Below are 24,295 nucleotides of genomic sequence, written 5' to 3'. Positions count from 1 at the left end.
GCGCTGTCACGTTATGAGACCTGTGCGCGGGTGTCTGGACTGGCGTGTTGATGTGTGATTCTCTGAATCAGTACAATGGATTGAGGGATGCGATGTGTAACCGGGGCAGATTACCGGGCAGTCAGGCTTGAGCGGCTTGCCTAACGAGATCCGGGAGCGGCGGAATCGACTCTTGTGTTGGTATGCCGAGGCGGTCGCCGAGATAGCGGAAGAATGAGACGTCGAGCTTGATGCAGGTCTTCATCAGGCCGAGCAGGACGTCGCGGGCGTTCTTGCCTGCCTTGCTGACGATTCCGCCGGAGATCTTGCGCTTGGTGACGAAGGTGCGGATGTCGTTTTCCGAACCATTGGTGTGGAGTGGGATCTCGGGACGATCGAGAACGCGCAGGAGTTCATGCTTGCGGCGATGCAGCCTGGCAAGAAGCCGGTCGAGCATGACGTAGCCGGTTCGTCGTTTGAACAGGCGCTCGAAGCGGGCGCGCAGGGCCGCCGCGCGGCGCGGACAAGGAGCACGCTGGTAGCTCTTGAGGTCGCGATAGAACCACCAGATCAACTGGCGCATGATGTCGACGGCCTGACCTTGATCCGGGGTCACGGGTATCAATTTGTGGACGAGCCGCTCGACGTGGACCCAGCACAGAGCATGGTCGCCGATGCGGAACTGGCCGGCATCATCGGACACGACCACGGTATCGCCAAGAAAGCCGTGGTGGCGGATCGCTCCCCACATCGCCCCTTCGGTGGCGATCCTGACTGGGTTGGGCTCAACCGCGAGCTGGTCGAGGCCGAGTGCCGCCAGATGCGCCTGCCATGCGGCGCTGTCGGCAAATGCCTTGTGCGGCGCAGCCGCCAGCCGCGCGATCACCGGACCGGCGAGGTTGCGGCCGCGCATATAGGCCAGGGCCTCTTCATTGATGAAGTAATCGCTGTGCCCGGCACGCAGCGTCGCCAGGAACGCCTCCCGTGACTTCGATCGCCCGGTGCGGAACGCGGTGAAGCGGCGGTCGCCGATCTGGGTGGTGTAGCCGTCCTGGTGGGCGTGGCGCGCCGACGTATCATCGACGGTGATCCAGGGCGCCGTAGCCAGCCCGGCGCGCAGCACGTCACGGTCCTCCGCCGCGAAGGCCTCCAGGCCCTCCGAAATCAGCCGCACCACCTGGCGCTTCGAAATGTCGACCCCGATCCCGGTCAACAACGCCGTCAACCGCTCCGTCGTCACCTGGCCTTGAATGTGACAGGCCAGAATGAAGCGGCGCAGGTTCGCGCCCCAGCCGCCGATGATCCCCGCCGGCAAGGGCGCCACCATCGTTTCGCCGGTCGGTGTCACCCAGCGCTCGCGGCGATAGCGCACCACCTCGGCCGACAACGCCAGATCGCGCACCAGGATCGTCTCATACCCCTTGAAGCGAGAGCCCGCAGGTGCGCTCACCGCAACCGTCACCTCGCGGCTCACGCGACCGCCGTCGCGCTTGGCGCCGCGCCGGCGGCGCTTGCCCTTGCCAGATGTCGGCTGCGTCGCCTTCTCCATGCCCGATGGCTTGGTCGGCTTGACCGGGGGACGCGGCGGCAGGTCCTTCAGCCGGGCGATCTCATCCTTCAGGGTCTGGTTCTCGGCGCGTAGCGCCTGGTTCTCGATCTCAAGGCTCTCGACCCGGCCTTGAAGACCGCGCACTTCGCCGATCAGCGCAGAAACCAGCCCGCGGAGTTCCGCGAGCGACAGGCCTTCAAGCGAATCAGTCGGTGGTAGCGTCACGGGCCTTTATCAACCAAAGACCGCAATATCCTTGTGACCTATAGCCTTTCATGCGATTCTTCGGGCTGGTCTGAAGGAGGTGAGATGCCTGAAATACTTGCAGCGCTTTCCAACATTCGGACTGTTGAAGAAATGATCGCGGCCTTCCGGGATGAGCAGCATTGCCGTCGGTTGCTGGAAAGCATGGTGTGGCCGGATGGCCGGATCTGCCCCGCCTGCGGATACAAACGCTCGATTGCGCTTGCCGGTCGCGATACCGGCAAGCGTCGCGCCCGACCGGGTCTTTATCAATGTTCCAGCGGCGATTGCCGGTTCCAGTTCACGGTGACGACACACACGCCTCTGCACTCCACGAAGCTTCCCTTGCGTGTTTGGCTGAAGGCAATGTGGCTGTTACTGCAATCCGACAAGGGCTTGTCGTCGGTGCGCCTGGCCGAGGCGCTCGGGGTGAGCCAGCCAACGGCCTGGCGGATGGGACATGCACTGCGTCTCATGGTGGCGCGGGAGAACATGCTCGCCGGCACGGTGGAGATCGACCATTTCCATCTCGGTGGAAGGCCCAGAAAGAATCCCGACGACCCGCCTCCGGGCCGCGGCCGGAAAGGCCAGGCGAATACGGACAAAACGCCAGTCATGGCGATGGTGCGGCGGCCGACTGACGTCATGCCTGGCACTCTGGCCGGTGACGCGCGTGCCGCGGTCGTGACCAGTCTCTCGGCGCGAGCAAGCGAACGCGTCATTGAAGCGCAGATCGAATTGGGAGCTCATTTGATGAGCGACGAGTGGAAGGCATTCATAGCCATTGGTAAGAGCTTTGCCAAGCATGAGACAGTGAAGCATTCCAGCGGTGAGTATGTGCGCGACGCCGTCCACGTCAATTCGGTGGAGGGAGGCTTCAACTCCCGCGTCCGCCGTACCATCGCCGGCGTCTTTCATCATATCAGCCCGCAGCATGCCGACCTGTATTTCCACGAGATCGGCTTCCGATGGTCGCAGCGCGTCGTCACAGGAAACGTCATTCGCAAAACCCGGCATGGCCGGGAGAGCGTGCGAACCCTGTGGTCGCGCGTGCCGCCTGCGCTGCAATTGACGAATGTTTTTCGCACCGCCACGGGTCGTCAGATGCGCCGAAGCCCGCATGGCGGCATCATCATCAAATCAGCCGTAGCTGTCTTTGGTTGATAAGGGCCGCGTCACGCAAAGGGTGAATCACGAACACACGCGCCTGCAACCCCCCACCGCCCGGTAATCTGCCCCGGTTACATGCGATGTCACGTCGGCGCATTGGTCAGGAAAAGTTTGGTTTTGCCGTTGATCGCGGCCAGCATTCGTCTTTGGATGCGCTTGCCAGACTGATTGACTGGGTGCCGATCGATCAGGCCCTTTGTGTGATTTCCTGCTCTTCGAAGGGCGAGCCTGCCTGGCCGCCAGAGGCCTTGTTCAAGGCGATGCTGCTGTCGATCTGGTACGACTTGTCCGACGTCAAGCTTGCCGAGGCGTTGGACGACAGAGGATCGTTCCGACGGTTCTGCGGGTTTTCGGCTCAAGAGCAGACACCTGAGCGAACGGCTTTCGTGCGTTTTCGAAAGGCTCTTGTGGCCCATGGTCTGGACAAGACGCTGTTCGACGAGATCACCGGCCAGCTCAAGGCCAAAGCGATTCAGGTGGAGACCGGCACGCTTGTCGATGCGACGATCATCGCCTCGGCCAGTGAGGATGACGAAGAGGGCCATTGGGTCAAGCATAAGGGCCGACCAGCGGTTCATGGCTTCAAGGCCCATGTCGGTGCCGACGCCGATACAGCTCTGGTCGAGGAGATCGCCGTCACACCCGCCAACATCAACGACGGCAAGGCCGGTCCCGATGCTCTGCCTGACAATCCCGGCCAGGTGTTTGCCGATAGCGCCTATCGCGGCAATCATTTCGGCGACGCGGTGCGTGCCAAGGGTGGAACGCCACGCATCGTCGCCACCGGCATGTGGGGACGGGACGAAGCCGAAACACTGGCACGCCTTGAGGCCTGGAACCAACCGATCCATCGCATTCGTGGCCGGATCGAGAAGATCTTTGGCACGTGGAAACGAAGCTACGGCCTTCGCCGGATGCGATGGCGAGGGCTTGCAAAGGCAGGCGTTCAAATTCGCCTCACTGCCATCGCCTACAATATGAAACGCAGTTTGAAGGTCATCACTATGGCTGGATAGCGGGCAAAAACACCACTGACGCTCACACGAGAGCGTCAGAAGACACAGCTGACGACGTCGGCGCTGATATCTTTGCACCCTTTACCCCGGAAGCGGAAAAGATCAAACAAAATCAACGCTAAATGCTTCCCGCGCACAGGTCTCATTATCTGAGGTTGGACGTGAAGGGACCGCTGACAGGAATATCAGGCGAGGGCTCGGGTCACAGCTTTCCATTCCGCCATAGCGTTGAGGCGATGGATATGGATCTGAAATGCGGAGCGTTTTGAGCGGGCTGGGACGAAGAGATAGCGGAAGGCTGAGAAGATCGAGACGAAGCGCTGCAGGCTTCCTGGCGAACGGAAGCCCTGCATCGTCCGCTCCCGCTTTCGCAGCGGCACGTGGGAATTCTCGGCCCTGTTGTTGAGGCCCTTGTGCGCGCGGTGCTCGACATCCGGCATGACCTGCCGTTTCGCCGCTCCATAGGAACGCAGCTTGTCGGTGATCATGCGCTTTGGTGCGAGGCCCTGTTTCTTCAGCAGCCTGGTGAGCAGGCGCTTGGCGGCCTTGGTATTGCGGCGGTTCTGGACGATCTCATCGAGAACATATCCATTCTGGTCGACAGCCCGCCACAACCAATGTTTCTTGGCCGGCGATGGTGATGAGGACTTCGTCCAGGTGCCAAACATCATTGGGGCTGGGCCGCTTCCTGCGCAGACGGCGAACGTACTCGGGGCCGAACTTCTTTCCCCAACGGCGGATCGTTTCATAGGAGGCGACGATGCCGCGCTCCAGCAGCATTTCCTCGACCAGGCGCAGGCTCAAAGGGAACCGGTAATACAACCACACCGCATGGGCGATGATCTCGGCGGGAAAGCGGTGGCGTTTGTAGCTGATGAGCGCGTCGTTCATGAACCGGCGTCTACCCCAACGCCTCCTCACAAGAAGTTACCGTGACAACGCCATTCAACATAGTAATCGTTGACCCGCCTGCCGTCCGAAGCAGCGAGCAAGCGCAGACGCCGCTTGTCTTTGGCGGCGACGTAGATGGTCATCGGCTCCTTCTGCCGTGCAGACTTGGGTCCTCGCCTGATCTGCGCGAATGCGACTTCCTAGCTTCGTCGACTATGTGTCATGGGGCGACGACGGCAAGCCACTGGGGCTCGTCGAAGCCACGCGGAGCCGCTGCGACGTTCCAGTCCGAAATCAAAGGCCTGACAACAAGGATCACTGCGCCGGGTGAAGCTGGCGCACCATGGCCCGAACCCTGTCCGGATCGATCCGTGCGTCGGCACGTTTCGAATCCTTGAGGGCAGTGCCGACGATGAAGCCGTTGGCCTGTTCGGCCAGTTTCGTGATGCTCTTGTCGGTCACACCGCTGCCGACGAAGATCGGTACGTCCGCAACACCCTGCAATGCCGACAGATCCGATTCGTCGATGGACATGCCGGTCGCCGGTCCCGTCACGATCAGCGCGTCGGCATGTGACCTGGATACGAGATCGGCCGCTTCCGCCCGGATCGAAAAGCCGACCGCCAGCGGATAGGAGTGCTTGATGTCGACGTCGGCGAAGATCTTGATGTCGGCGCCGAGCCGCGCGCGGTCGCGCAGCAACTCGTAGGCGCGGCCTTCGACCAGTCCCTGGTCGGTGACGCGCGGCGATCCGAGAATGCAGACGCGGATGAATTCGGCCTCGGTGGCGTGGGCGACGGCAAGCGCGGCGCGGCCGTCATTGCGCAGCACGCAGACGCCCAGCGGCACATCGTGGCGGTCCCTGATCATGCCGCCGATGCGGCTCATCCAGGCGATGGTCTCGCGCGGAACATTGTCCGGGAAAAAAGGTGTGTCGCCGAAATTCTCGATCATGATTGCGTCGACGCCGCCTTCGGCGAGCGCCGCCGCGTCGGCGAGCGCCATTTCGACGATTCTGCGGCTATCGCCGGCGTATCTGGGCGCGCCGGGCAGCGGCAGCAGATGGATGACGCCGATGATCGGCTGCTTGCCGTCGAAGCCTCTGATATTCATCACCATAACGGGTTCTCTCCCAGGGTAAGCACCACCATGCGTCGGCGGCGTTCCCGCCGTCGGCGCCCTAAAAATTCTGCCGGCGCTAGCCGCCGGACCCTACCACAGTCGAACAGGACAGACATCAGAAGAGTAGAATTTCGCGCGCCTGACTTTCTTCACCATAAATGATACCACAGCAGGATACTGTGCCATGTGCCGTTTTCGATGGTGTTGCTCGACGAGCCGGTGCTAGATTGCTTTGCGCGCGAATGATACCGAGAGCGGTCATGGCCGAATATAAGGTTGCATCGGTTTCCGACTTTGAGGACGGCGGTAAGCTGCTGGTCAGCATAGGCGGGACCGAAATTGGTATCTTCAGGCTTGGCGATTCGTTCTATGCTTGGCGCAACGTTTGTCCACATCAGGGCGGGCCGGTGTGCCAGGGGCGCATCTTCAAGCGGGTCATCGAGAATATCGATGCTGACCGTAAGCTTCATGGTCTGCTCTATGACGAGACGGTGCGCCACATAGTCTGCCCCTGGCACGGCGCTGAATTCGACATCCGCACCGGTCGCCACGCCGGCACCAAAAGGCTGGCACTCGATCCGATCGAGGCGGTGGTCCACAATGGGGAGATCGTGCTGCATGTCGATTGAAGGGCGCAACGATCCCTATGCCGAGGCAGAGGCCGCTGCCGAGCGCTTCTGGGCCTTGGCGCGGCAGGCGTTGGACGGCGGCGAGGCGGATCGTATCTCCGACGAGGCGGTTCGTCGCGTCATGACCGCCGCGATCAAGCTCTATGCGGCGAAGGCCGATGGCGGCATGCGCACGTTCCGCGCGCTGGTGGGCGACTATGACGAGGTGGTGACCCCAACCGAAGCACTGACGGCGACGACCGAGATATTGCGCGCGTTGCGCCTCGGACCGATGGAGTTCGGGCTGTGGTCGCGGCGGCGGCCGGAAGACCATTACCTGACCGACCCCGACAGGTGAGACGATGGACAGCAAAACCGGCCATTCCAGCGACCTCAAGGACATCGATACGTACACCGACACGCGCGAATATCTGCGTCATGCGCGCCAGCATGCCGAGGCGAACGGCTATTCCGACTGGACCATCGTCGATGTCGATGCCCACCATGTCGAGTCGATATCGTGGAAGGATATCGTCCGCTACATTGAGGATCCGGTGCTGCGCGACCAGGCCGAAGTCTATCACCGCGAACGGGTGGGCTCGCCGCCTTACGGACTGGTCGGCGATTTCGGCATGCGCTACCAGGATTGCGGCGGCCGCATTCCACACCAGTCCGATCAGCGCGAGAGGATCGAGCCGCGGCCGGGCATTCACCGCGATGTCGAACTGACCCGCCGCGCCATGCAAGGGCTGGCGGCTGCCTATATGGTGGTCTTTCCCACCTCGATGCTGATGCTCGGCATGCATCCGCAGCCGCACATGGAAGTGGCTCTCGCCCGCGCCTACAATCGCTGGGTCGTCGACACGCTGCTGGTCGGCGACAACGGCATCATCGCGTTGCTCTATTTGCCGTTCAACACGCCGGAGGAGGCTTGCAAGGTGGTCGCGGAGCATGCCGGCAACGACAAGGTCGTCGGCTTCATGGTGACGTCGACCCGTTACAAGCCGGTGCACGCCAACGACTATATGCGGCTCTACCGGATGATCGAGGAGACCGGCAAGCCGATCTGTTTCCACGCTGGCTACCATTGGCAGGACCCGTCGCTGGCGACGATCCCCACCTTCCTGGGCATGCATGCGCTGGGCTTCGTCTGGTGCAACATGGTGCACATGACCAACTGGGTTCTGCAGGGCATTCCCGAGCGGTTCCCGGGCCTGAAGTCGCTATGGGTCGAAAGCGGGCTTGCCTGGATCCCCTTCCTGATGCAGCGGCTCGACGACCAGTTCCTGATGCGCCAGTCGGAGGCGCCGGCGCTTAAGATGCTGCCGTCTGATTATATGCGTCGGCATTGCTGGTATTCCAGCCAGCCGATGGAGCGCAGCAACATGAAGGCGCTGGAAGTCACTTTCGAGATGATCGCAGCTGAAACTCAATTGCTGTGGTCCTCGGACTGGCCGCATTTCGATTTCGACACGCCGCGGGTCATCCACGATCTGCCGTTTCTCGGTGAGGCCGCCAAGCGCAACATTCTGGGCCGCAATGCACAGGCGTTGTTTCGCTTGCCCGACAGGCGTCCTCCCTCCGTGTGAGGTCCAGCCACACACCCTCAACCTGCCGCGCGGGCCGCCTCGTGGTACCGCTGCACCCGTTCGAGATCCTTGGCGTGTGAGCCCTCCTGGTCGGTCCTGGTCTTGGAATCGACGCCGGCCGGCCGCACCTGGCGGATCGCCTCGGCGACATTGTCGGGACCGAGCCCGCCGGCCAGAAACACCGGTATCGAGACGAGCTCGACGATGCGACGGCTGAGGCTCCAGTCATGGGTGATGCCGATCGCGCCGACCTTGTTGTCGGCCAGCCGGATGCTGTCCAGCATGAGAATGTCGGCGATGCCGTCATAGCTGCGGGCGACCGCTAGGCTGTCCTCGCCGGAAACGGGTATGCTGCGCATCATCAGGCTGTCCGGCAGCTTCCGCTTTAGCGCCAGAAGATCGGCCGGCGACAACATCTCGGGGCGCGCGCCGAGATGCACGATCGGCGGGCGCAATTCACGCGCCCATGTCTCGATCCGATCGATATCGCTGCTCAGAAAGAGCGCCGAAAATTTCGACGGCGGCGGGATGGCGGCGATGATCTCGGCCGCCGCGGCGACCGACAGCTCGCGCGGAAACTGCCCGGAACCGACCTTGGCACCAATATGATCAACGCCGATCATGGCGACGGCCCGCGCCTCCTCCGGGCCGGAGACTTCATAGATCTGTGTCAACATGGAAGGTTGCCTGTCGGCCTCCCCTCGGCGCATATCGTTGCTCTCTTCGGGCAGACCAGCGGCTGAATTGGCGCCGAACAACAAAGTTCATCCGGTCGACCTGATGTGCCGATCAGACATCGCGCGGCCTGTCCACTCCAATCGTCAAAGCATTCTAGAAGAACCATAAAACACGTGTCAAGAGTCTTTCTATTTAGAAAACAGTAATATAAGAAAAGCAGTTTTCATTTTCGTATATATAGTTGCTGCTGCTGCGATTTCGACCTAGGGTGTCAGTATCTCGTTTTCCCTTCTGTAGCGCAGTCACCAAGAAGGAAATTTCGATGGAAGCGGCCGCCTCTTCTGCCAATTTCAACTATGGCTATCCGACGCCGGGCCCGCAAAGCCCGACCGGTCAGCAAGTGATGAACAATGTCTTGTTCCTGTCGGGGACGCAGTGGAAGAAAGCCCGCGAGGAGGGCATATTCGATCTAGTGGTCATCGGGTCGGGGTTTTGCGGCCTGGCGGTGGTGCACAAGGCCCTTGAGCGCGACCCCTTCTGCCGCATCCTGATGATCGAGCGCGGAACGTTCTTCCTTCCCGAGCACTTTCAGAATCTCCCGATCCCGTTCGTCGGGACGATGGGCGGCCTTGCCGAAACTTTTCCGTGGACGCTCTCAAGCACCACCGCCACGGGGCTGGGAGGCGGCTCCATCCGCTGGCAGCACGGCATGGTGCCCTTCTTCGGCGGCCGGTCGACGCTGTGGAGCGCCTGGTGCCCGCGGCCGACCACGGAAGAGATGGAAGGCTGGCCGAAGGAGACAATCGCTGCCGCCAGGCGCCATTTCGAGGCGGCTGAAAAGCTGCTGCATGTGCAGCCGGCCAACAAGGTCGATGCGGACGTTGCTCCCGAGATGTTGTTGCGTCTGGCCAAGGAGCGTCCGGTCTACGGCCCGCTTCAGAACCGCATGCAGGCGCTGCTCAAGGAGGCGCCCGGCAAGATCGCCTCGATCTACAGGACCGAGCCGGCGCCGCTGGCGTCGGATGCACAGTCGGTCGATGGTCTCGATTTCCAGAAGTTCGCGACGCCCGGCGAGGTTCTGAGTCATGTTAAATTGCAAAGCGACCGCGCCAAGGCCGGTCTCGGCGCGCCCTTCCACATTGTCGCGGGATGTGTGGTCGAGCGGATCGTTCAGCAATTCGGCGCGGCGACGGCGCTGGAGACGAGCATGGGCGTGCTGCCGCTTGGCGCGGCGAAGCTCATCCTCGCCATGGGCTCGCTGCCGGCGGCGACGCTGGTCCGCAACGCGTTCCCGGACAGCGGTCTGGGCGATCGCTTCGCCTCGCATTTTACCTCGTCGATCACGGCGCGGGTGCCACGGAAAGACCTCGACCCCAACGGCGCTTTCCACGGGCTGCAGCTTGGCGCCTGCTATGTGGCGGGCAAGGACGGCAGCTACGCCAGGCAATTCCACATCCAGATCTCGGCGGTCGGCGACCCGGAGCCGGTGAAGAACGCCGGCATCGCGCTGCGCTACATGCCGGACGTGCTGACAACGGCCACGATGGCGCAGCTTCTGACCTCGCGCGATCACGTCATCTACCCTTGCGCGACCCTTGGCGAGCTCGACTGCCACAACCCGCAAACCTGGTATCGGGGCAATCCGGACGATGCCGATCCGACGACCAATTCGCTGCTGCAGGTCGTCGAGAATGCCGGCGACCGTTCCACCTGGGACACCATGGATGAAGCGACATTCCGGACGCTGGAGGACGTGCTCTCGCCAAAGGGGCCGACCCACCTCGAATACTGGCATGGCAGCGCCGATGCCGGCGAGTGGCGCCGGGAACGGCCGAACATCACCGAGCGGCGCAACACCGCGCTGGTGCATGACAGCTCGACCTTGCACATCGGGTCGAGTGAGGATGCGCCGGTCGACCTCGACTACCGGCTGCGCGCGGCAAAGAACATCTATGTCACGGGCGGCGCCTTGTGGCCGCAGGCTGGCTCCTGGAATCCAACCATGACCATGGTCGGTCTTGCCTTCGACCTCGTCGAACGGCTGGTACCTGAGTCCGACCGCAAGAAGGCGAAACACAAGAGTTGAGCATGATCCCGAACTGAAGGTCCGCGATGGCGAAAAGTGAGCGGATCTGGGCTTCAATCTAGGTGGAATTTGCTCTAGCTGGTTCAGTGGCGAAAGGCGCGTACGCCGGTGAACGCCATCGAAATTCCGGCCGCGTCGGCGGCAGCGATCACGTCGCGGTCGCGCGCAGCACCTCCTTGCTGGATGATCGCGGTGACGCCGGCAGCGGCTGCCGCCTCGACGCTGTCGGGAAACGGAAAGAAGGCGTCCGACGCCAGCACCAGTTGCAACGGCCTGGGTGCGCTCTCGCCGTGTTCAGCCAACGCCAGCTTGACGGCGCCGATCCGACTGCTTTGTCCTCCGCCGATGCCGAGCGTTTGCCGATCGCTGACCAGTACGACGGCGTTCGACTTGACGAATCTGACCACCTGAAAGCCGAACAGCATGTCGTTCAACTCGAGCGGCGACGGCTGTGCGCTGGTGACGACGCGCAGATCGTCGATCGTCAGCGCCAATTGATCCACATCCTGCATCAGGATGCCGCCGCCGATCGAGCGGAACTCCGTGCAGCCGGGCGCGCCAACTGTGCCATTGACCAGCAGACGCAGATTGGGCTTTGCCGCCAATAGTTGCCGCGCCGCCGGCGTGGCGTCGGGCGCAATGACCACTTCGGTGAACACCTGCGACAGGCGTTCGGCGGTGGCGGCGTCGAGCGGGACATTCAACCCGACAGTGCCGCCAAAGGCGCTCAACGGATCGGCGGCATGTGCCCTTTGATAGGCTTCGAGGCCAGTTCCTGCCACCGCGACGCCGCACGGAGCCGCATGTTTGACGATGACGGCGGCGGGCTCGGTGAAGCGGCAAGCTAGCGCGAGTGCGGCATCCGCGTCGAGAAGATTGACATAGCTAAGCTCCTTGCCCTGCAGCAGCGTCGCCGTCGCCGCGCCGCAGCTCTACGCGCCGGTCAGATAGAGGGCGGCGCGCTGGTGCGGGTTTTCTCCGTAGCGCAGATTCTTGCGACTTGCAGCCGTCAGATGTAGCGCCTCCGCCGCGAAAGGATCAGCATCGCGAGCATACCAAGCGGCGATCGCGGCATCGTGCGCGGCCATCCGGGCAAAAGCCCTGGATGCCAGCGAACGGCGAAGCGAGGCGCTGACGGCGCCTTCGTTCGCGAGCGCGGCTATGACAGGCGCATAGTCTTCCACGGCGGTCATCACCACGACACCATCGGGGTTCTTGGCGGCGGCGCGAACCATGGCCGGCCCACCGATATCGATCAGGTCCAGGGCGCCGGCTTCGTCTTCCGCGGCAGCTTCGAACGGCCGGACGCCGGCAACCAGAAAATCGATGCGGGCAAAGCGGTTGCTGCGCAATTCGTCATCGTGCTGCGGCCTGTCCGGTCGCGCCAGCAGACCGGCGAAGACGGCAGGATGCAGCGCCTTGACGCGACCGTCGAGGAGCGGGGCGACGCCGGTCAATTCGCTAATGTCGGCGACCCGCATGCCGGCCGCGGCAAGAGTGGCGGCGGTGCCGCCGGTCGAGAACAGCTCGACACCCAGATCCCGAAGGACCCGGGCGATTTCGACCACACCGTCCTTGTTCCAGACCGAAATAATGGCGCGGCGTGGCCTGGGATTGGACATCGGAGGCTTCCTTCCATGCGGCAGCGCTGCGGTTGCCGCTTGAACAATACCAGTCGTTGGACGGCCCATGGACGAGCCATGAAACGAACTTCAACTAAACTATAAATTGCATATAGCGACGCTTCTTGTTAGTGTCATCGCACTGCCTCGATGGGAATGGGAGACGTACGATCCCCAAACGCTGGTCAACCAAAGACCTTCACGTCGTCGAAGCTCCCAAACCGGGGCGAAGTGGCCGTGGCGCGTTCGTTTTCACTGACGACTACTCAGTCTTCCATTTCAGCAAAATGCCCGACCAGATCCCCGACAAGGGCGAAGTGATCGCCCGCATGGCTGTGGCGACCTTGCGCGAGGCGGCAAAGGCCGGCGTTCCGACCCACCTCATCGCCTTCGACCCGCCGCGCTCGATCAATGTACGGTTGCTCAACGTCCTCGACCCGGTCCGCGGCGAACTCCACGAGGGCGACCGCGCCCGCCTGGTCCCGCTACAGGTGATCTACCGCAACATGTTACCGCCAGGCGCGTCGGTCTATCGGCGGCTCGCGGCGGGCAAGGTGACGCTTGAGGAACTGGGGCTCAAGACATTGCCGGAGGCCAACACCTGGCTGGAGCAGCCGATCATCGAATTCACCACCAAGCTGGAGGAGATCGACAGGTTCATCCCGGCCGGCGAAGCGCGCGAGATCGCCAGGCTGGATGCTGGGGATTTTGCCATGGTGCGCGAACTGACCCTGCACACCAATGCGGTGGTCTGCGGCCTTGCCGCGCGAAGCGGTCTCACCTGTGCTGACGGCAAGGTCGAGTTCGGCGTCGACGATGACGGCCGGATCATGCTGGTCGACGTCGCCGGCACGCCCGACGAGAACCGCTTCCTGCTCGCCGGCCGACATGTCTCGAAGCAGCCCTTGCGCGACTACTATCTGACGCATGACCTCGAGCGCCAGGTGCAGCAACTGGTGGCGGCCGGCGTGCCGCGCGAAAAATGGGCGAGGCCCGAACGGGTGCCCGTCAACCTGCTGGCCGCGGTCGCCGAAATGTACCGGGCGCTGTGCGAAAGCTGGACGGGCGAGACGGTGTGGGGCGCCCGGCCTCTCGACGAGGCGGTGGAAGAGGTCGACCGGGTCCTGATCCGCCATCTGGCGGCGGCGTGAGTTGCGGCGCCACGCCGGCGCACGGCCTCTGCGGCAGCCGAGCTTGGTGACACCGCGGTTCAGTCTGCCTTCGGTCTCTTCGCAGCGTGATCCGCCCCAAGGGCCTCGATCGCTCGACCGATATCGATCAGCCCGAAGCCGGTGGCCAGATTGGGATAGGGCGGACCCGACGGCGAGCCTTGCGCGGAGGTTCCGATGTCCACCTTGAACGCCGTGCGGGCAAGGATCTCTTTTACCGCTGCCTGGTTGAGCTTCCGGTCGACCTGGCGCAGCAGCGCGACCGTGCCCGACACTTGTGCCGAGGCGGCGGACGTGCCGCTGATCACCACCCAGCCGTCGTCGGGAAAGCCGTCGTCGCCGTCGGGAAACCGCCTCTGGGCCGAATAGCTGTCGATGATTGATCCGGGCGCGGTCGGCAGAGCGATGTAGACGCCGGCCGGCCACGGCCCGACCAGGCCGCAAAAGTCCGGCACGATCCGCCCGTCGAAAACGATGCTGCGATAGCCGCTCGCGTAGGTCGAAGCGATGATCTGGCCCTGCTCGTTGATATAGGCGCCGCCAACCCCGATGGCTTCGGGAATCTGCGGCGGGAACAGGATCTTGGCGTTGCCGGCGGCAAACACCACCACGCAGCCCTTGGCAATGGCGTCCAGCACCGCGGCCTGAACCGCTCTGTCATAGGCGGTGACGATGCTGCCGTCCGACGGGTTGCCCCAGGCATTCTGGATCACATCCGGGCGTGGCTTCAGCGCCACCGCTTGCTTGAAGGCGGCCAACGAAGCGTCATCCGTCGTCTTGATCATGGTGACGCGCGTGCGTGGCGCGATGCTGACGATGTTTCCGCAGATCATCGTGCCATGGCCAAGTGTGTCCACGTCAGGATCGGACGCGCCGGGCCCGAGCACCACGGTGATCTCGGCGTTGCGCTGACGGAAAAACGGATGCTCGACATAACAGCCGGAATCGACCACGGCGACGTGCGTGCCGCGGCCGGTCCAGCCGGCGGCGGCGGCGCTGACGCCGTTGAGAACGACCTGCAAATCGCCCGGCGCTCGCAGATGGAAATAGCCGGCTGGCGGCGGCAGCGACGGTAGCGCACTGAATTCACTGGGCGCAAGTGCTGCCAGACCGCCAACATGCATATCGGACGCCGGGTCGCCAAGCCGCAGGCAGGTTGCATCGCCCATGCTCGCCACGCCTAAGCTTGCCGTCGGCCGCATCGCGTCGACGCTGACCGTGACGGTGAAGTCATTGCGGGCGACGGGCGTAAGCCCGAGCGCGCGCAACGCCCCTTCGGCGGCCGCGAGTTCCGCCGGACTCGCCCGGAACGCTTCGAGATTGTCAGTCGTGGGAAGAGGGCCGCCTTCGAACAGATGGCGCCGATTCACCAGCCGTGGCGCCGCTTCATAGAAGCTGAGGCGATTGCTCGTATTCGCCATGCCGTTCCTCCTCGGCGCCGTCCGCGAGTTTTCGTAGACTGAAACACAAGAAGGCCTCTACATCTTAAAATGCTAATAAGAACGCAGCACCTTCTCCGCTTGACTATAGAATATACCATCGGTACTCGATAACCGGAAGTTCACAATCTCCGTAATTCTCCAAGAAGGCGCTGAATTCTCGCCGGAGAATTCTCGGACGACCGCTGCCTGATCTTGATTGTTTCCGGGCGGTGTCAGACAACACGTTGCTCCCATTGTCACGGGGCCGCAGTCGTTCAGACCTTCCCTGATAGGATCGCCCATGCCGCTACGAACGGTGACCTGCCTTATCCTCCGTTCCGGCCGGCTGCTACTGCAGCAGCGGCCCGCCGGGCGAATCTGGGCGGGCATGCTCAACGGCCCGGGCGGCAAGATCGAACGTGGTGAGACCGCTGCCGAGGCAGTGGTCCGCGAGGTGCTGGAGGAGACGGGTTTGCGCGTCGCCGATCCTTCGCCGCGCGGATCGCTAACGCTGCTTTTCCCCGCGCCGCAGTCGCTGGAATTGAGCGTCGATATTTTCGTCGCCACGGCTCTGGAAGGCGACAGCTCCGAACGGGAGGGGGCGCTGTCGTGGCACGCGCTCGACGTATTGCCTTTCGACAGTATGTGGGCGGACCAGCGCTATTGGCTGACAGCCGTTCTCGACGGCTTCAGCGTCGAAGGCACTATTGGCTACGAGCTGGACAGCTTGCGCCTCACCCGGTGCGAGCTTGTTCTGCGGCGAACGGCAACTGCGTGACCTTTGCAGGACCGTTGGCCACCCGCGTGAACCAGTGGCGGCGCACAACGCCGCGCGCCTGTAGCTCGTCGAGCCAGGCGCCGGCGCGCTCCGGTGACTGTGTGACAGAAAAGCAGACCGGCCCCATGCTGCTCATGCCGATGGCGTCGATGCCATTGTCGCGGGCGTTGGTGACGACGTGATTCAGGTTCTCGTTCTGCAGGGCGATCTGGCGGCCCTTGAAGTAGCTTTCGAAGGTGATGGCGTTGAGCGCATTGCAGAATGCTCCATAGTCCTGGTCGAGCACGGCAGGAGCAAGGTTCATCAGCACGATGTGGGCGGTGCGGCGGGTCTCCTCGATCGGGATCGGTAAGGTCGACTGGAAGAACTTCAGTTCCGCATCGCCGTGGATGTGTCGCCCGGCCGGCAGGATCATCAGCAGCGGCCAGCTGGGGAAAGCTGCCGAGATCAGCACCGGCGGCCGGCGGCCGGCCCCCGCATAGCGGCTCGGCACGAGATATTTGTTGGGCGCTTCGGCAAAGCCCGACGGCGTTGCGTGGCCGCCATCGACAAGGAAGCCGCCGCGGTCGATCAGGTTGACCGTGCCGCCGGACGTGCCGGCGCGCCCGGCGATGCCAGCCAGGCGGTCTGTGGTGACGTCCAGGCCATGGGCGGCCGCGAATGCCTTACCGATCGACAGCAGCGTGTTGGTCTTGGAGCCGAACCCGGAATGGGTCGGTATTGGGCGATCGACGACGATTCTGACACGCCCGCCGCCGAGCTCGCGGCGCAGCTTTCCGAGATAGTCGGTAATGTGCTCACTGTACTCCGATCCTGCATCATCGACCTCGACGATGTCGCGGTCGCTCGCACAGATGCGGCAAGCAAAGCTTGGATCCTCGACCACCATCGACGCCATGCCGTTCTTCCTGCCGGTCGCTCCCGTCAGATCGATCAAGGTAAAGGAGAGGCGGCACGGGGATTCGATGGCGACTGGCTGGAAGGACATGGGCTAGATTCCCGCGAAATCAGATCTTGATGACGATCGGTTCGTTCAGGCCCTCTGGCGGCCTAAAGTCGAATTCGAGGGCGACCTCGCCACGATCCATGGCGCCGCCCAGCGTGGTCCCTTCGACGTCGCGAAGCTGCTGGGTGATGGTCTCGGCGATCGCCCGCGTCCGCTCGCGAAAACAGTGCGGCGCATAGCGCAGTTCGATGGCGATCCGTAGCGTTATCTTGCCGACGTCGTCTTCACTCGCCTTCACTGCCATGACAGGCAGCGAGCCAATGGTCCGGTCCTTGGCGACTCGCACATTGGCGAACCAATCATAGAGGCGGATGTCGGCGATCGGCGACAGGATTTCGTTCAGCGGCCCTGAGAACAACAGCCATTCGCATTTGCCGTTCAGCTTGCGGCGAATGGCGTTCTTCTGTTTACCGAGGAAGCGGAAGGTCATGCTCGACAGGTCGTCACGGCGCGTGCGCCAAACCAGATCGCCGGTGTCGTAGCGGATCAACGGCTGCATCTGTATCCACGGCGCGAGGCCGGTGAGCACCAGGCGGCCGACGCCTTCCTCGACCGGCTTGTCGTCGTCATCGACGACCTCGCCGATGATCTGGGGGTCGAGCACGAATTCCTCACTGCTGCCGAGACGCGAGGCACCGCCGACGAATTCAGTCAGCGTGAAGCGGTCGTTGAGGATCGCGCCCCAGGCATCGGCCAGGAAGTCGCGCCAATGGCTGGCGACGAGGTTGCCGGTGATGTTGACGGATTGCAGCCCGAACTCGCGCGGGTCGATGCCTTGCTCCATCAGGAAACTGGTGAAGAAGAGGATGTGGTGCTCGAGTCCCGACAGCACCGAAATGCGGTCGTTGTGGCCAAGAATGCGGTACCTGGTCCTGAGCACGCGCACGGCATCGCGGATCAGCGTGTCGTCGGTGACGCCGCCATGAAAGGTCTTGCCGAAACCGGGAATCGGCAGAGGCATACCATGGTTGACATTTGGGAACGACAAAGCGAGCGGCATCTTGGCGAACATCTTGCGCAATGGCGCAAACATGCTGCCGAAATAGTCGCCGATGAAGGCGACTTCCGCATAGGATTTATAGACTTCGAGCGGCGTGCCGGTGGTGCCGGAGCTATGGCATATCTGGCGCAACTCTAACGTGTCGGAAACCATGGATTCGAGATTTTCGACGACAGTCCTGCGGTTGATGACCGGCAAAGCAGTCAGATCGACGGGGTCGCCTGGCGTGATCGCCGGAAGCTCGGTATAGGCGGGATGCTCCCGATAGTAGCGTGAGTTGGCGCGGGCCTCGCGCAGCGTATAGCGCGCAAGCCAGTCATGCAGACAATTTAGCGTCGCGCGGTGCAAAGCGGATGCGCCGTTGGACCTGTAGAACAGTTCGGGAAGAGCCGTCGCCGATGGTGTCTCGACCATGGACAGGCGACGTGCGAGTTCGCCGGCATAAGTCTCTGGCGACGGTTTCTTGGATATCGCCGTCATGCGGATCTGACCCCGGGAATCATCTGGCACGTTCGCCTGGTGAAGAAACAAAGATCAAGCAGCCCGCTGAACCCGCCCGCGTGCCGAAATTTGCGCATGGCGGACCCCACGGTGCAATAGTTCCGGTCGCGGACGACGCCGCACGGGCAACCAAAGATTTCAGTCGCGTCGGAACGGCCGGCGGCACCCGTCGTGTCTCAAGGGTAATATTTGGGCGTTGCTGTTTTGCCATCCCGTGCACGACAAGAAATCTGTCCGCCGGCGTTCCAACGGCCTGCATGCTATGACGATTAACGGCCGAACCGGAAGGCCCCTGGTATTCCTGCCTCTGAGGCGGCTTCCGATGCCGCTTCCGACGCTACCTCACTGGCAGCTTCGCTGGCGGCTTCCATCGATGCTTCGGCAGCCGACTCGGCTGACACTTCGGCCGAGACTTCGGCCGAGACTTCGGACGTTAGGTCCGCCGCTAGCTTCGACGCCGAGTCCTTGTCCATTTTCTGCGCAACCAGAGTGTCAGTAACCCATTTCACCACTTCTTCCATGACTTCCTCCTATGGTAGGCACGGACAGCATACATCTTCCATATGTCTCTAGCAACCTGCTGTGACTGCAATAAAAAACTTTTTTTAAGAAAATAGGCCGTACTTTGAAAGTCGACACGAAGTGCAGTCGATCAGCGAAGTGCCTGTGTTCGTTTGTTTTTCTGCACGATGCTTTTGTAGCATCTTCTAATCATAGCCGGTTTGCGTCAGCACCAGCGTTTCCGCCGTGGCTGACGAATCCGCGGGCAAGGCGCAGCGCCCTGGCAAGGATGATTGCCTTTGCTCGCTAACCGGCGTTGTCACGGTAACTTCTTGTGAGGAGGCGTTGGGGTAGACGCCGGTTCATGAACGACGCGCTCATCAGCTACAAACGCCACCGCTTTCCCGCCGAGATCATCGCCCATGCGGTGTGGTTGTATTACCGGTTGGCGTTGGTGCATGGGTCTGGACTTGAGCGGATGTCGATCTTTGAAGCGGCAGACTATGCCGTGGCCGCCTTGCGGCGGGCGGATTTCGGGCGTGCGCAGGCAAGCATGCGGTTGAGGACGGCGCAGCCGATGGCGACTTCGGTCTTCTGAACGGGAAGCGACCGTGCCCGCAAACGCCGCCCAATGGTGGACTTGTATCGCCCTATGGCGGTCTCGACCAGCGAGCGTTTGCCCCGTTGGAGACCTGCCATTTCATCCGGCCGTCTCTGCCGATTGCGGCGGCTGGTATTGTGTTTGAAAGGCATGGCTACGCTACAAAGCCTATTGCGGTTACCGCTTGCACACACCAATAAAAGATCCGTGCACCAACGCCATTAGAAAGTGCTAAACTAATGGTCGGCCACGTGGTCGATGACCGGTAGCTTGAGGCACGCCAGGAATGCCGACCCTCTATGGATAGCCGCAGGCATGCGTTTTAAAGGGCTTGATCTGAACCTTCTCGTCGTGCTCGACGCCCTGCTGGCCGAGCGCAATCTCTCGGCGGCGGCACGCCGCATCAACCTCAGTCAGCCGGCCATGAGTGCGGCCGTCGCCCGGCTGCGCGATTTTTTCGGCGATGAACTGTTCAGCATGAGCGGCCGAGAACGTATTCTGACATCACGTGCAGCAGCACTTGGCCCCGCAGTCCGCGAGACTCTCCTAAACATCCAGTCCTCGATTATGTCGTCGGATCCGTTTGACCCTGCTAGATCCGATCGCCGCTTCAGGATCATTATTTCCGATTTCGCCGCGCTCGTGTTTTTTGAAACGGTCGTGGAGCGTGTTGCCCGGGAAGCCCCCGCCGTCAGCTTCGAATTGATGCCTCTCCACGGCAGCCCCGATGAGGTCCTCCGGCGTGGTGAGGTCGATTTTTTGATCACTCCGGATGTGTTCATGTCGAACGCGCATCCAAGAGTGGCGCTTTTCCACGAGAGGCTCGTATGCGTAGGCTGTCCCACGAACAAGCAGCTGCCACGGCACCTTACATTCGAGAGATACATGTCGATGAGGCACGTCTGCGTCAGGTTCGGACGTTTGCTGAAGCCCTCCATCGAGGAAGGGTTCTTGCTTGAGCATGGTCTTAAAAGACGTGTCGAAGTCGTCGTGCAGAGCTTCAGCATGATCCCGCCCATGGTGTCCGGCACAGCTCGTATAGCGACCGTGCCCCTCCGGCTGGTGAGGCATTTCGAAAACACGTTTCCCCTTCAGGTTGTCGAACTTCCGCTGCCGCTTCCCGGTTTCACCGAAGCCGCCCAGTGGCCGGCTCTCCACAATAGCGATCCGGCAAGCATCTGGTTGCGAGAGATAATGATGCAGGAGGCAGAGCTGGATCGGGAAATTTGGACAGGGGTTATAAGTGGAATTTCTGCCTGAACACGGCGTTGGTACACGGATCTTTTATTGGTGTGGCTCAACTTGAGAGACATCGCCAGTGTCCTGATCAGTCAGGGTATGGGCAATGATCTCGCCGCTGTCGGCATCCAGTGCCAGATGCAGCTTGCGCCAACTGCGACGGGATCTGGCGCCGTGCTTCTTCCTCCAGCCACTGACCCGCGCCGTAGACCTGCAGGTCGGTGCTGTCGACAAGAACATGCACCGGTCCCTCCGGCGCAACCTGGCGATCATGCCGTTTGTTGGGCGATTGCCATTTCCGCGCCTGACGGCTCAGGGTGGTATGATCGGGGACAGCGAGCGCCAGCCCCATCAGTTGCAGCACCGATTCCAGCAAGCCTTCTGCCTGGCGCCGCCGCAGGCCAAACACAAGGCCCAGCGTCAAGGTGGTCTCGATCGCCAGATCAGAATAGCGGGGCTGGCCGCCACGTGTCTTGCGTCTTGGCGCTTGCCGCTAACGCGCACCTTTCAGCGATATTCCGGCGATGCATTCCTCAAGGCAGTCGAGGCGGAGCTTCGCATTGCGGAGTTCATGTCCGGCTTCGAAACGTCGATGGCGCCCTTGTGGTGTGGTCGCCATGAGGTCGCGCTCCAGTTCCGCAATGCGCGCACGCACCTGCCGAGCGTCGTCCTGACGCAATGCCTTGATCCATTCACGCCCGCGCATCGGTCTTCCTGCCAGTACCCCAAAAGCCATGCGGATTTATCCACCGAGACCCTAATTTCCGCCAAGCCGAAACGCTCGAAATTTAACTTTGGCTATTTTAGCGAAGACAAAGAGGTTCTTGGGAAAAGGGCGGCGGCGCTTGGGAGGACGAACGAAGTGGTATCAGAAGGTCGTCCGTCCTATCGGCCATCTTCGGCTCTGATGCCTGCGCAATCTGTTTGAGGAGCGCTGCAACGGCTTTGGGCATGCCGCGGACAAGCGAAGTAGCGCCGGTCAAGCGCAGTTGCGATGTAGGCATCGGGAGCGCGGTTGGTGTGTGGATAGTCAGCCCTGGCCTATTGTCCATTGAGCCAGCCGGCGCGCATTTTCGCAGCCATGGTGGCGGAGCATGTTGAATTGGCATTGTTTGAGCAGTCACTCGGCAATATCGAAGGCCTGCATCGGCCGTTCTGTGATCGTGTGGCTGACGCTGCGGAGAAAACCGCTGGATCGGTTCTTTTCGATGTCCGTGTCGACGGCGATATCTGCGTTCAGCGCATGGCTGCGATTGGATATGGCGTGACCGGTACGGCAATAATCGTGATGGAGAAGAATGGACAACTTAGATGCGCATCGGTAAACGGCGACACCGCCCTTTTGGTGACAGAGTTGGCTGCCTGGGATGCGTCTCCGCTGCGTGAGCAAGCGAAGATTGACCCCTGCGGAACGGCCATCACCCTGCTAGCGAAGCTTCGGAGCTCAGGTCACTTCGCCCTTTTCTGACCGGCTGAGCGCCGCTTCCTTCCTTGCCGGCCAAGCAGCGGAGAAATCATGTCCGGTTGCAAGTGTGCCTGGCGTCCAACTCGTCAATTTCACCGGCTATCGAAAACGTTCTAGGCAGATGGCGCGGCGGCGATAAGGAAAGCAGGCGCGCGAACGGCGGCCAGCAGCAGCCTCTCGGCAGTGAGACCCGGCTTCGTCTCCGTCCTCAAACCGCTCACGTTGAACGCGGGACGCGACGGGCTCCGGCGGGATCGATCCGAACCACCCTGGCATCACCTTCGGGCCAAGAAACCTGCCGTGACCCGAGACCCTGGCGCATCCTAATTTCAAAGGTTTACGGTCACCTGCAGGACTATGTGTTGCGGCCAATGCGCCGGACGGCTGTCCTCGGAGGAGATCATAGCCATAGACATGGCTCTGCTAGGCTTCAGATCCCGCGGTTGTTTTGGGCTATGTGAGCGGCGGAAACGCAGGACGATGATAGGGTCATGATGAAGCGCGCGAGTTGCTGCCGGCCGATCAAACCGGCCTTGCAAATTTTTCGTTTTTGCTGCGCCTAACTCCAGATTTTCGGTTATGAATCGGGACTGGCCTAACGGCCTGCCCACGTTGCAATTGTTACAAAGGAACACACATATGGCGACCGGAACCGTGAAGTGGTTCAACAGCACCAAGGGATTTGGATTTATCCAACCCGACAATGGCAGTCAGGATGTTTTCGTCCACATTTCCGCCGTTGAAAGAGCGGGCCTTTCGACCCTCGCTGATGGTCAGAAGATCAACTATGAAGTCGAACAAGACCGCCGCACTGGCAAGTCCTCAGCTGGCAGCCTCAGCAAAGCTGGCTAATTTTTGCCTGCCTGCTGGCAACCGCCGAATGGACGCGTTACGGCGAGGAAGGACTGATGGCCGCTCAATAAGAAGCGGGCGAGAACAAGGCTCGACCGGAACGCTGGAGCAGGAGATGGCTGCAAGCCGGCGCGAATCCTGGGGAAACCAAGCTGTTTGAAAGAGAAGGCGGGGTTGGTTCCTCGCCTTTTCATATTCCGCGCAGACCGCGCAGACTTTGTCTGTTGCGCGCGCCACAACGAACCTCGAGAGATAAAGTCAGGCGGCGGCTTTCTTGCGGGTCTTCGCCGGCTCCGTTTCCGGCTCTTTCGGTTTGCGGCCGAGCCCCATCGTCTTAGCCAACGCCGAGCGCGCTGCGGCGTAATTCGGCGCGACCATCGGATAATCTCCCGATAGACCCCATTTGGCGCGATATTCGTCCGGCGTCAGCCCATAGTCGGTCGACAGATGGCGCTTTAGCGATTTGAATTTCTTTCCGTCCTCAAGGCAGATGATGTAGTCCGGGGTCACCGACTTCTTGATCGGGACTGCAGGCTCGAGAGCCTCCGGCTCTTTTGCGGAAACGCTGCCGGCCGTGCCGTTCAGCGCTGTGTGCACCTGGCCGATCAGGGCAGGGAGTTCACCTACCGGGACCGGATTGTTGGAGACATAGGCTGAGACGGCACCGTAATCTTAACGCTGTGAAGACAAGATCTGGGAGTGAGGCTTTGGTTCATTCGGCGTGAAGGCGCGCGATTTGGCGCCATGCTTGCATGGCAGTTGCTCGCAGTTCTCGATGGTGGGTGGATGGAATATCGTGGCGGGGAACGTTAAAGAGGTTGGCGATCGGGTCGTGGACGGAAACGAACGCTGAAGATGTCGCGCTGACTTGAAGCGCTTCATGATCCTCTCCCGCCGTCGGACGGGTTGATGAGAGTTCTCCGCCCGATTGTTCAGGCCCTTGTGCGAGCGATGCTCGACGCCTGGCATGATCTCCCGCTTCGCCGCACCGTAGGATCGAAGCTTGTCGGTGATCATCACACGCGGCGAACGGCCTTGCCCTTTCAGAAGCTTTCGCATCAAGCGCTTTGCCGCCTTGGCATTGCGACGGCTTTGCACCAACACGTCGAGAACAAACCCGTCCTGATCAACGGCGCGCCAAAGCCAGTGTTTCTTTCCACCGATGGTGATGACAACCTCATCGAGATGCTCATCCAGATTGATGAGGTG

General features: G+C 61.7%; 19 protein-coding genes and 7 pseudogenes. 12 read left to right on the top strand and 14 right to left on the bottom strand.

What is annotated here, in order from left to right; genetic code table 11:
- Positions 1–121: 121 nt before the first annotated feature.
- Complete coding sequence (locus AC56QX_RS35025) at positions 122–1,753, bottom strand: IS66 family transposase (protein ID WP_497118316.1); 1,632 nt, start codon at positions 1,751–1,753, stop codon at positions 122–124.
- 84 nt (positions 1,754–1,837) lie between these two features.
- On the opposite strand from AC56QX_RS35025, the gene AC56QX_RS35020 reads away from it, so the two are divergent.
- Positions 1,838–2,935, top strand: a complete 1,098-nt coding sequence (locus AC56QX_RS35020) for an IS1595 family transposase (protein WP_497118420.1) — start codon at positions 1,838–1,840, stop codon at positions 2,933–2,935.
- 86 nt (positions 2,936–3,021) lie between these two features.
- Positions 3,022–3,957 (top strand): IS5 family transposase, encoded by a 936-nt coding sequence (locus AC56QX_RS35015; RefSeq protein WP_497118314.1) that lies wholly within the window; start codon positions 3,022–3,024, stop codon positions 3,955–3,957.
- A gap of 185 nt (positions 3,958–4,142) precedes the next feature.
- Here the strand turns inward: AC56QX_RS35015 and AC56QX_RS35010 are convergent.
- Both AC56QX_RS35010 and AC56QX_RS35005 read right to left on the bottom strand, forming a co-directional pair.
- A pseudogene (locus AC56QX_RS35010) lies at positions 4,143–4,848 on the bottom strand (IS6 family transposase).
- 315 nt (positions 4,849–5,163) lie between these two features.
- Positions 5,164–5,961 (bottom strand): BtpA/SgcQ family protein, encoded by a 798-nt coding sequence (locus AC56QX_RS35005; RefSeq protein WP_497118418.1) that lies wholly within the window; start codon positions 5,959–5,961, stop codon positions 5,164–5,166.
- 269 nt (positions 5,962–6,230) lie between these two features.
- On the opposite strand from AC56QX_RS35005, the gene AC56QX_RS35000 reads away from it, so the two are divergent.
- From AC56QX_RS35000 to AC56QX_RS34990, 3 genes are read left to right on the top strand one after another with little or no spacing between them, the layout of a single operon-like run.
- A complete protein-coding gene (locus tag AC56QX_RS35000; RefSeq protein WP_497118312.1) occupies positions 6,231–6,599 on the top strand; it encodes a Rieske (2Fe-2S) protein in 369 nt (122 codons plus the stop codon).
- A complete protein-coding gene (locus tag AC56QX_RS34995; RefSeq protein WP_497118310.1) occupies positions 6,589–6,936 on the top strand; it encodes a hypothetical protein in 348 nt (115 codons plus the stop codon). The genes AC56QX_RS35000 and AC56QX_RS34995 overlap by 11 nt, the downstream gene beginning before the upstream one ends.
- A gap of 4 nt (positions 6,937–6,940) precedes the next feature.
- Positions 6,941–8,167: an amidohydrolase family protein gene (locus AC56QX_RS34990; protein ID WP_497118309.1), complete on the top strand. Its 1,227-nt coding sequence runs from the start codon at positions 6,941–6,943 to the stop codon at positions 8,165–8,167.
- 17 nt (positions 8,168–8,184) lie between these two features.
- Here the strand turns inward: AC56QX_RS34990 and AC56QX_RS34985 are convergent, their stop codons facing one another.
- Positions 8,185–8,844, bottom strand: a complete 660-nt coding sequence (locus AC56QX_RS34985; protein WP_497118307.1) for a phosphoribosylanthranilate isomerase — start codon at positions 8,842–8,844, stop codon at positions 8,185–8,187.
- A 323-nt stretch (positions 8,845–9,167) separates the two neighbouring features.
- Here AC56QX_RS34985 and AC56QX_RS34980 point away from each other — a divergent pair, with 323 nt between their 5' ends.
- Positions 9,168–10,931 (top strand): GMC oxidoreductase, encoded by a 1,764-nt coding sequence (locus tag AC56QX_RS34980; RefSeq protein WP_497118306.1) that lies wholly within the window; start codon positions 9,168–9,170, stop codon positions 10,929–10,931.
- An 83-nt stretch (positions 10,932–11,014) separates the two neighbouring features.
- On the opposite strand, the pseudogene purH reads toward AC56QX_RS34980, so the two are convergent.
- Positions 11,015–12,553 (bottom strand): annotated as a pseudogene (gene purH / locus AC56QX_RS34975) (bifunctional phosphoribosylaminoimidazolecarboxamide formyltransferase/IMP cyclohydrolase).
- Between the two features lie 131 nt (positions 12,554–12,684).
- Here purH and AC56QX_RS34970 point away from each other — a divergent pair.
- Positions 12,685–13,704 carry a phosphoribosylaminoimidazolesuccinocarboxamide synthase gene (locus tag AC56QX_RS34970; RefSeq protein WP_497118416.1) on the top strand — a complete coding sequence of 340 codons (1,020 nt, stop codon included), beginning with the start codon at positions 12,685–12,687 and terminating at the stop codon, positions 13,702–13,704.
- Between the two features lie 59 nt (positions 13,705–13,763).
- Here AC56QX_RS34970 and AC56QX_RS34965 read toward each other — a convergent pair whose 3' ends face one another.
- On the bottom strand, positions 13,764–15,143 hold the full coding sequence (locus tag AC56QX_RS34965; protein WP_497118304.1) for a S8 family serine peptidase: 1,380 nt from the start codon (positions 15,141–15,143) through the stop codon (positions 13,764–13,766).
- A 301-nt stretch (positions 15,144–15,444) separates the two neighbouring features.
- Between AC56QX_RS34965 and AC56QX_RS34960 the strand changes: the two genes are divergently transcribed.
- Positions 15,445–15,921, top strand: a complete 477-nt coding sequence (locus AC56QX_RS34960) for an NUDIX domain-containing protein (protein WP_497118303.1) — start codon at positions 15,445–15,447, stop codon at positions 15,919–15,921.
- On the opposite strand, the gene AC56QX_RS34955 is transcribed toward AC56QX_RS34960, so the two are convergent.
- The 3 genes from AC56QX_RS34955 to AC56QX_RS34945 all read right to left on the bottom strand — a co-directional run bounded on the left by AC56QX_RS34955 (position 15,878) and on the right by AC56QX_RS34945 (position 18,949).
- A complete protein-coding gene (locus AC56QX_RS34955) occupies positions 15,878–16,909 on the bottom strand; it encodes a beta-ribofuranosylaminobenzene 5'-phosphate synthase family protein (RefSeq protein WP_497118302.1) in 1,032 nt (343 codons plus the stop codon). The two genes, AC56QX_RS34960 and AC56QX_RS34955, sit on opposite strands and share 44 nt — an antisense overlap.
- A gap of 19 nt (positions 16,910–16,928) precedes the next feature.
- A complete protein-coding gene (locus AC56QX_RS34950) occupies positions 16,929–18,407 on the bottom strand; it encodes a phenylacetate--CoA ligase family protein (RefSeq protein ID WP_497118301.1) in 1,479 nt (492 codons plus the stop codon).
- 290 nt (positions 18,408–18,697) lie between these two features.
- Entirely contained in the window at positions 18,698–18,949 is a 252-nt protein-coding gene (locus AC56QX_RS34945) for a hypothetical protein (protein WP_497118300.1), read from the bottom strand.
- 344 nt (positions 18,950–19,293) lie between these two features.
- Between AC56QX_RS34945 and AC56QX_RS34940 the strand changes: the two are divergent.
- Positions 19,294–19,383, top strand: a pseudogene (locus tag AC56QX_RS34940) (IS6 family transposase); the annotation flags it as partial.
- Positions 19,384–19,430: 47 nt separating this feature from the next.
- Here AC56QX_RS34940 and AC56QX_RS34935 read toward each other — a convergent pair.
- Positions 19,431–19,657, bottom strand: a pseudogene (locus AC56QX_RS34935) (IS5/IS1182 family transposase); the annotation flags it as partial.
- A 188-nt stretch (positions 19,658–19,845) separates the two neighbouring features.
- Here AC56QX_RS34935 and AC56QX_RS34930 point away from each other — a divergent pair.
- On the top strand, positions 19,846–20,790 hold the full coding sequence (locus AC56QX_RS34930; protein ID WP_497118299.1) for a LysR family transcriptional regulator: 945 nt from the start codon (positions 19,846–19,848) through the stop codon (positions 20,788–20,790).
- A 33-nt stretch (positions 20,791–20,823) separates the two neighbouring features.
- On the opposite strand, the pseudogene AC56QX_RS34925 reads toward AC56QX_RS34930, so the two are convergent.
- Both AC56QX_RS34925 and AC56QX_RS34920 read right to left on the bottom strand, forming a co-directional pair.
- Positions 20,824–21,256: pseudogene (locus AC56QX_RS34925) on the bottom strand (transposase); the annotation flags it as partial.
- 6 nt (positions 21,257–21,262) lie between these two features.
- Positions 21,263–21,505 (bottom strand): hypothetical protein, encoded by a 243-nt coding sequence (locus AC56QX_RS34920; protein WP_497118298.1) that lies wholly within the window; start codon positions 21,503–21,505, stop codon positions 21,263–21,265.
- Between the two features lie 345 nt (positions 21,506–21,850).
- Here AC56QX_RS34920 and AC56QX_RS34915 point away from each other — a divergent pair, with 345 nt between their 5' ends.
- Positions 21,851–22,237 carry a hypothetical protein gene (locus AC56QX_RS34915; RefSeq protein WP_497118415.1) on the top strand — a complete coding sequence of 129 codons (387 nt, stop codon included), beginning with the start codon at positions 21,851–21,853 and terminating at the stop codon, positions 22,235–22,237.
- A 636-nt stretch (positions 22,238–22,873) separates the two neighbouring features.
- Entirely contained in the window at positions 22,874–23,086 is a 213-nt protein-coding gene (locus AC56QX_RS34910; RefSeq protein WP_258598170.1) for a cold-shock protein, read from the top strand.
- Positions 23,087–23,344: 258 nt separating this feature from the next.
- Here AC56QX_RS34910 and AC56QX_RS34905 read toward each other — a convergent pair.
- Positions 23,345–23,746, bottom strand: a pseudogene (locus tag AC56QX_RS34905) (Ros/MucR family transcriptional regulator); the annotation flags it as partial.
- Between the two features lie 52 nt (positions 23,747–23,798).
- A pseudogene (locus tag AC56QX_RS34900) lies at positions 23,799–24,274 on the bottom strand (IS6 family transposase); the annotation flags it as partial.
- Positions 24,275–24,295: the final 21 nt, after the last annotated feature.

It is taken from the genome of Mesorhizobium sp. RCAM 06353 (assembly GCF_059683585.1).
Note: the sequence above shows the minus strand (reverse complement) of the source record. Positions and strands in the feature narration are given on the sequence as shown.

What these genes read in the sequence shown, in the direction of transcription:
- AC56QX_RS35015 (WP_497118314.1), top strand. Translation starts at nt 3,022, where the DNA reads ATGTCACGTCGGCGCATTGGTCAGGAAAAGTTTGGTTTTGCCGTTGAT.
- AC56QX_RS34985 (WP_497118307.1), bottom strand. Translation starts at nt 8,844, where the DNA reads ATGTTGACACAGATCTATGAAGTCTCCGGCCCGGAGGAGGCGCGGGCC.
- AC56QX_RS34980 (WP_497118306.1), top strand. Translation starts at nt 9,168, where the DNA reads ATGGAAGCGGCCGCCTCTTCTGCCAATTTCAACTATGGCTATCCGACG.
- AC56QX_RS34995 (WP_497118310.1), top strand. Translation starts at nt 6,589, where the DNA reads ATGTCGATTGAAGGGCGCAACGATCCCTATGCCGAGGCAGAGGCCGCT.
- AC56QX_RS34990 (WP_497118309.1), top strand. Translation starts at nt 6,941, where the DNA reads ATGGACAGCAAAACCGGCCATTCCAGCGACCTCAAGGACATCGATACG.
- AC56QX_RS34920 (WP_497118298.1), bottom strand. Translation starts at nt 21,505, where the DNA reads ATGGCTTTTGGGGTACTGGCAGGAAGACCGATGCGCGGGCGTGAATGG.
- AC56QX_RS34945 (WP_497118300.1), bottom strand. Translation starts at nt 18,949, where the DNA reads ATGGAAGAAGTGGTGAAATGGGTTACTGACACTCTGGTTGCGCAGAAA.
- AC56QX_RS35005 (WP_497118418.1), bottom strand. Translation starts at nt 5,961, where the DNA reads ATGAATATCAGAGGCTTCGACGGCAAGCAGCCGATCATCGGCGTCATC.
- AC56QX_RS35020 (WP_497118420.1), top strand. Translation starts at nt 1,838, where the DNA reads ATGCCTGAAATACTTGCAGCGCTTTCCAACATTCGGACTGTTGAAGAA.
- AC56QX_RS34955 (WP_497118302.1), bottom strand. Translation starts at nt 16,909, where the DNA reads ATGTCCTTCCAGCCAGTCGCCATCGAATCCCCGTGCCGCCTCTCCTTT.
- AC56QX_RS34950 (WP_497118301.1), bottom strand. Translation starts at nt 18,407, where the DNA reads ATGACGGCGATATCCAAGAAACCGTCGCCAGAGACTTATGCCGGCGAA.
- AC56QX_RS34930 (WP_497118299.1), top strand. Translation starts at nt 19,846, where the DNA reads ATGCGTTTTAAAGGGCTTGATCTGAACCTTCTCGTCGTGCTCGACGCC.
- AC56QX_RS34910 (WP_258598170.1), top strand. Translation starts at nt 22,874, where the DNA reads ATGGCGACCGGAACCGTGAAGTGGTTCAACAGCACCAAGGGATTTGGA.
- AC56QX_RS35000 (WP_497118312.1), top strand. Translation starts at nt 6,231, where the DNA reads ATGGCCGAATATAAGGTTGCATCGGTTTCCGACTTTGAGGACGGCGGT.
- AC56QX_RS34965 (WP_497118304.1), bottom strand. Translation starts at nt 15,143, where the DNA reads ATGGCGAATACGAGCAATCGCCTCAGCTTCTATGAAGCGGCGCCACGG.
- AC56QX_RS34960 (WP_497118303.1), top strand. Translation starts at nt 15,445, where the DNA reads ATGCCGCTACGAACGGTGACCTGCCTTATCCTCCGTTCCGGCCGGCTG.
- AC56QX_RS34915 (WP_497118415.1), top strand. Translation starts at nt 21,851, where the DNA reads ATGGTGGCGGAGCATGTTGAATTGGCATTGTTTGAGCAGTCACTCGGC.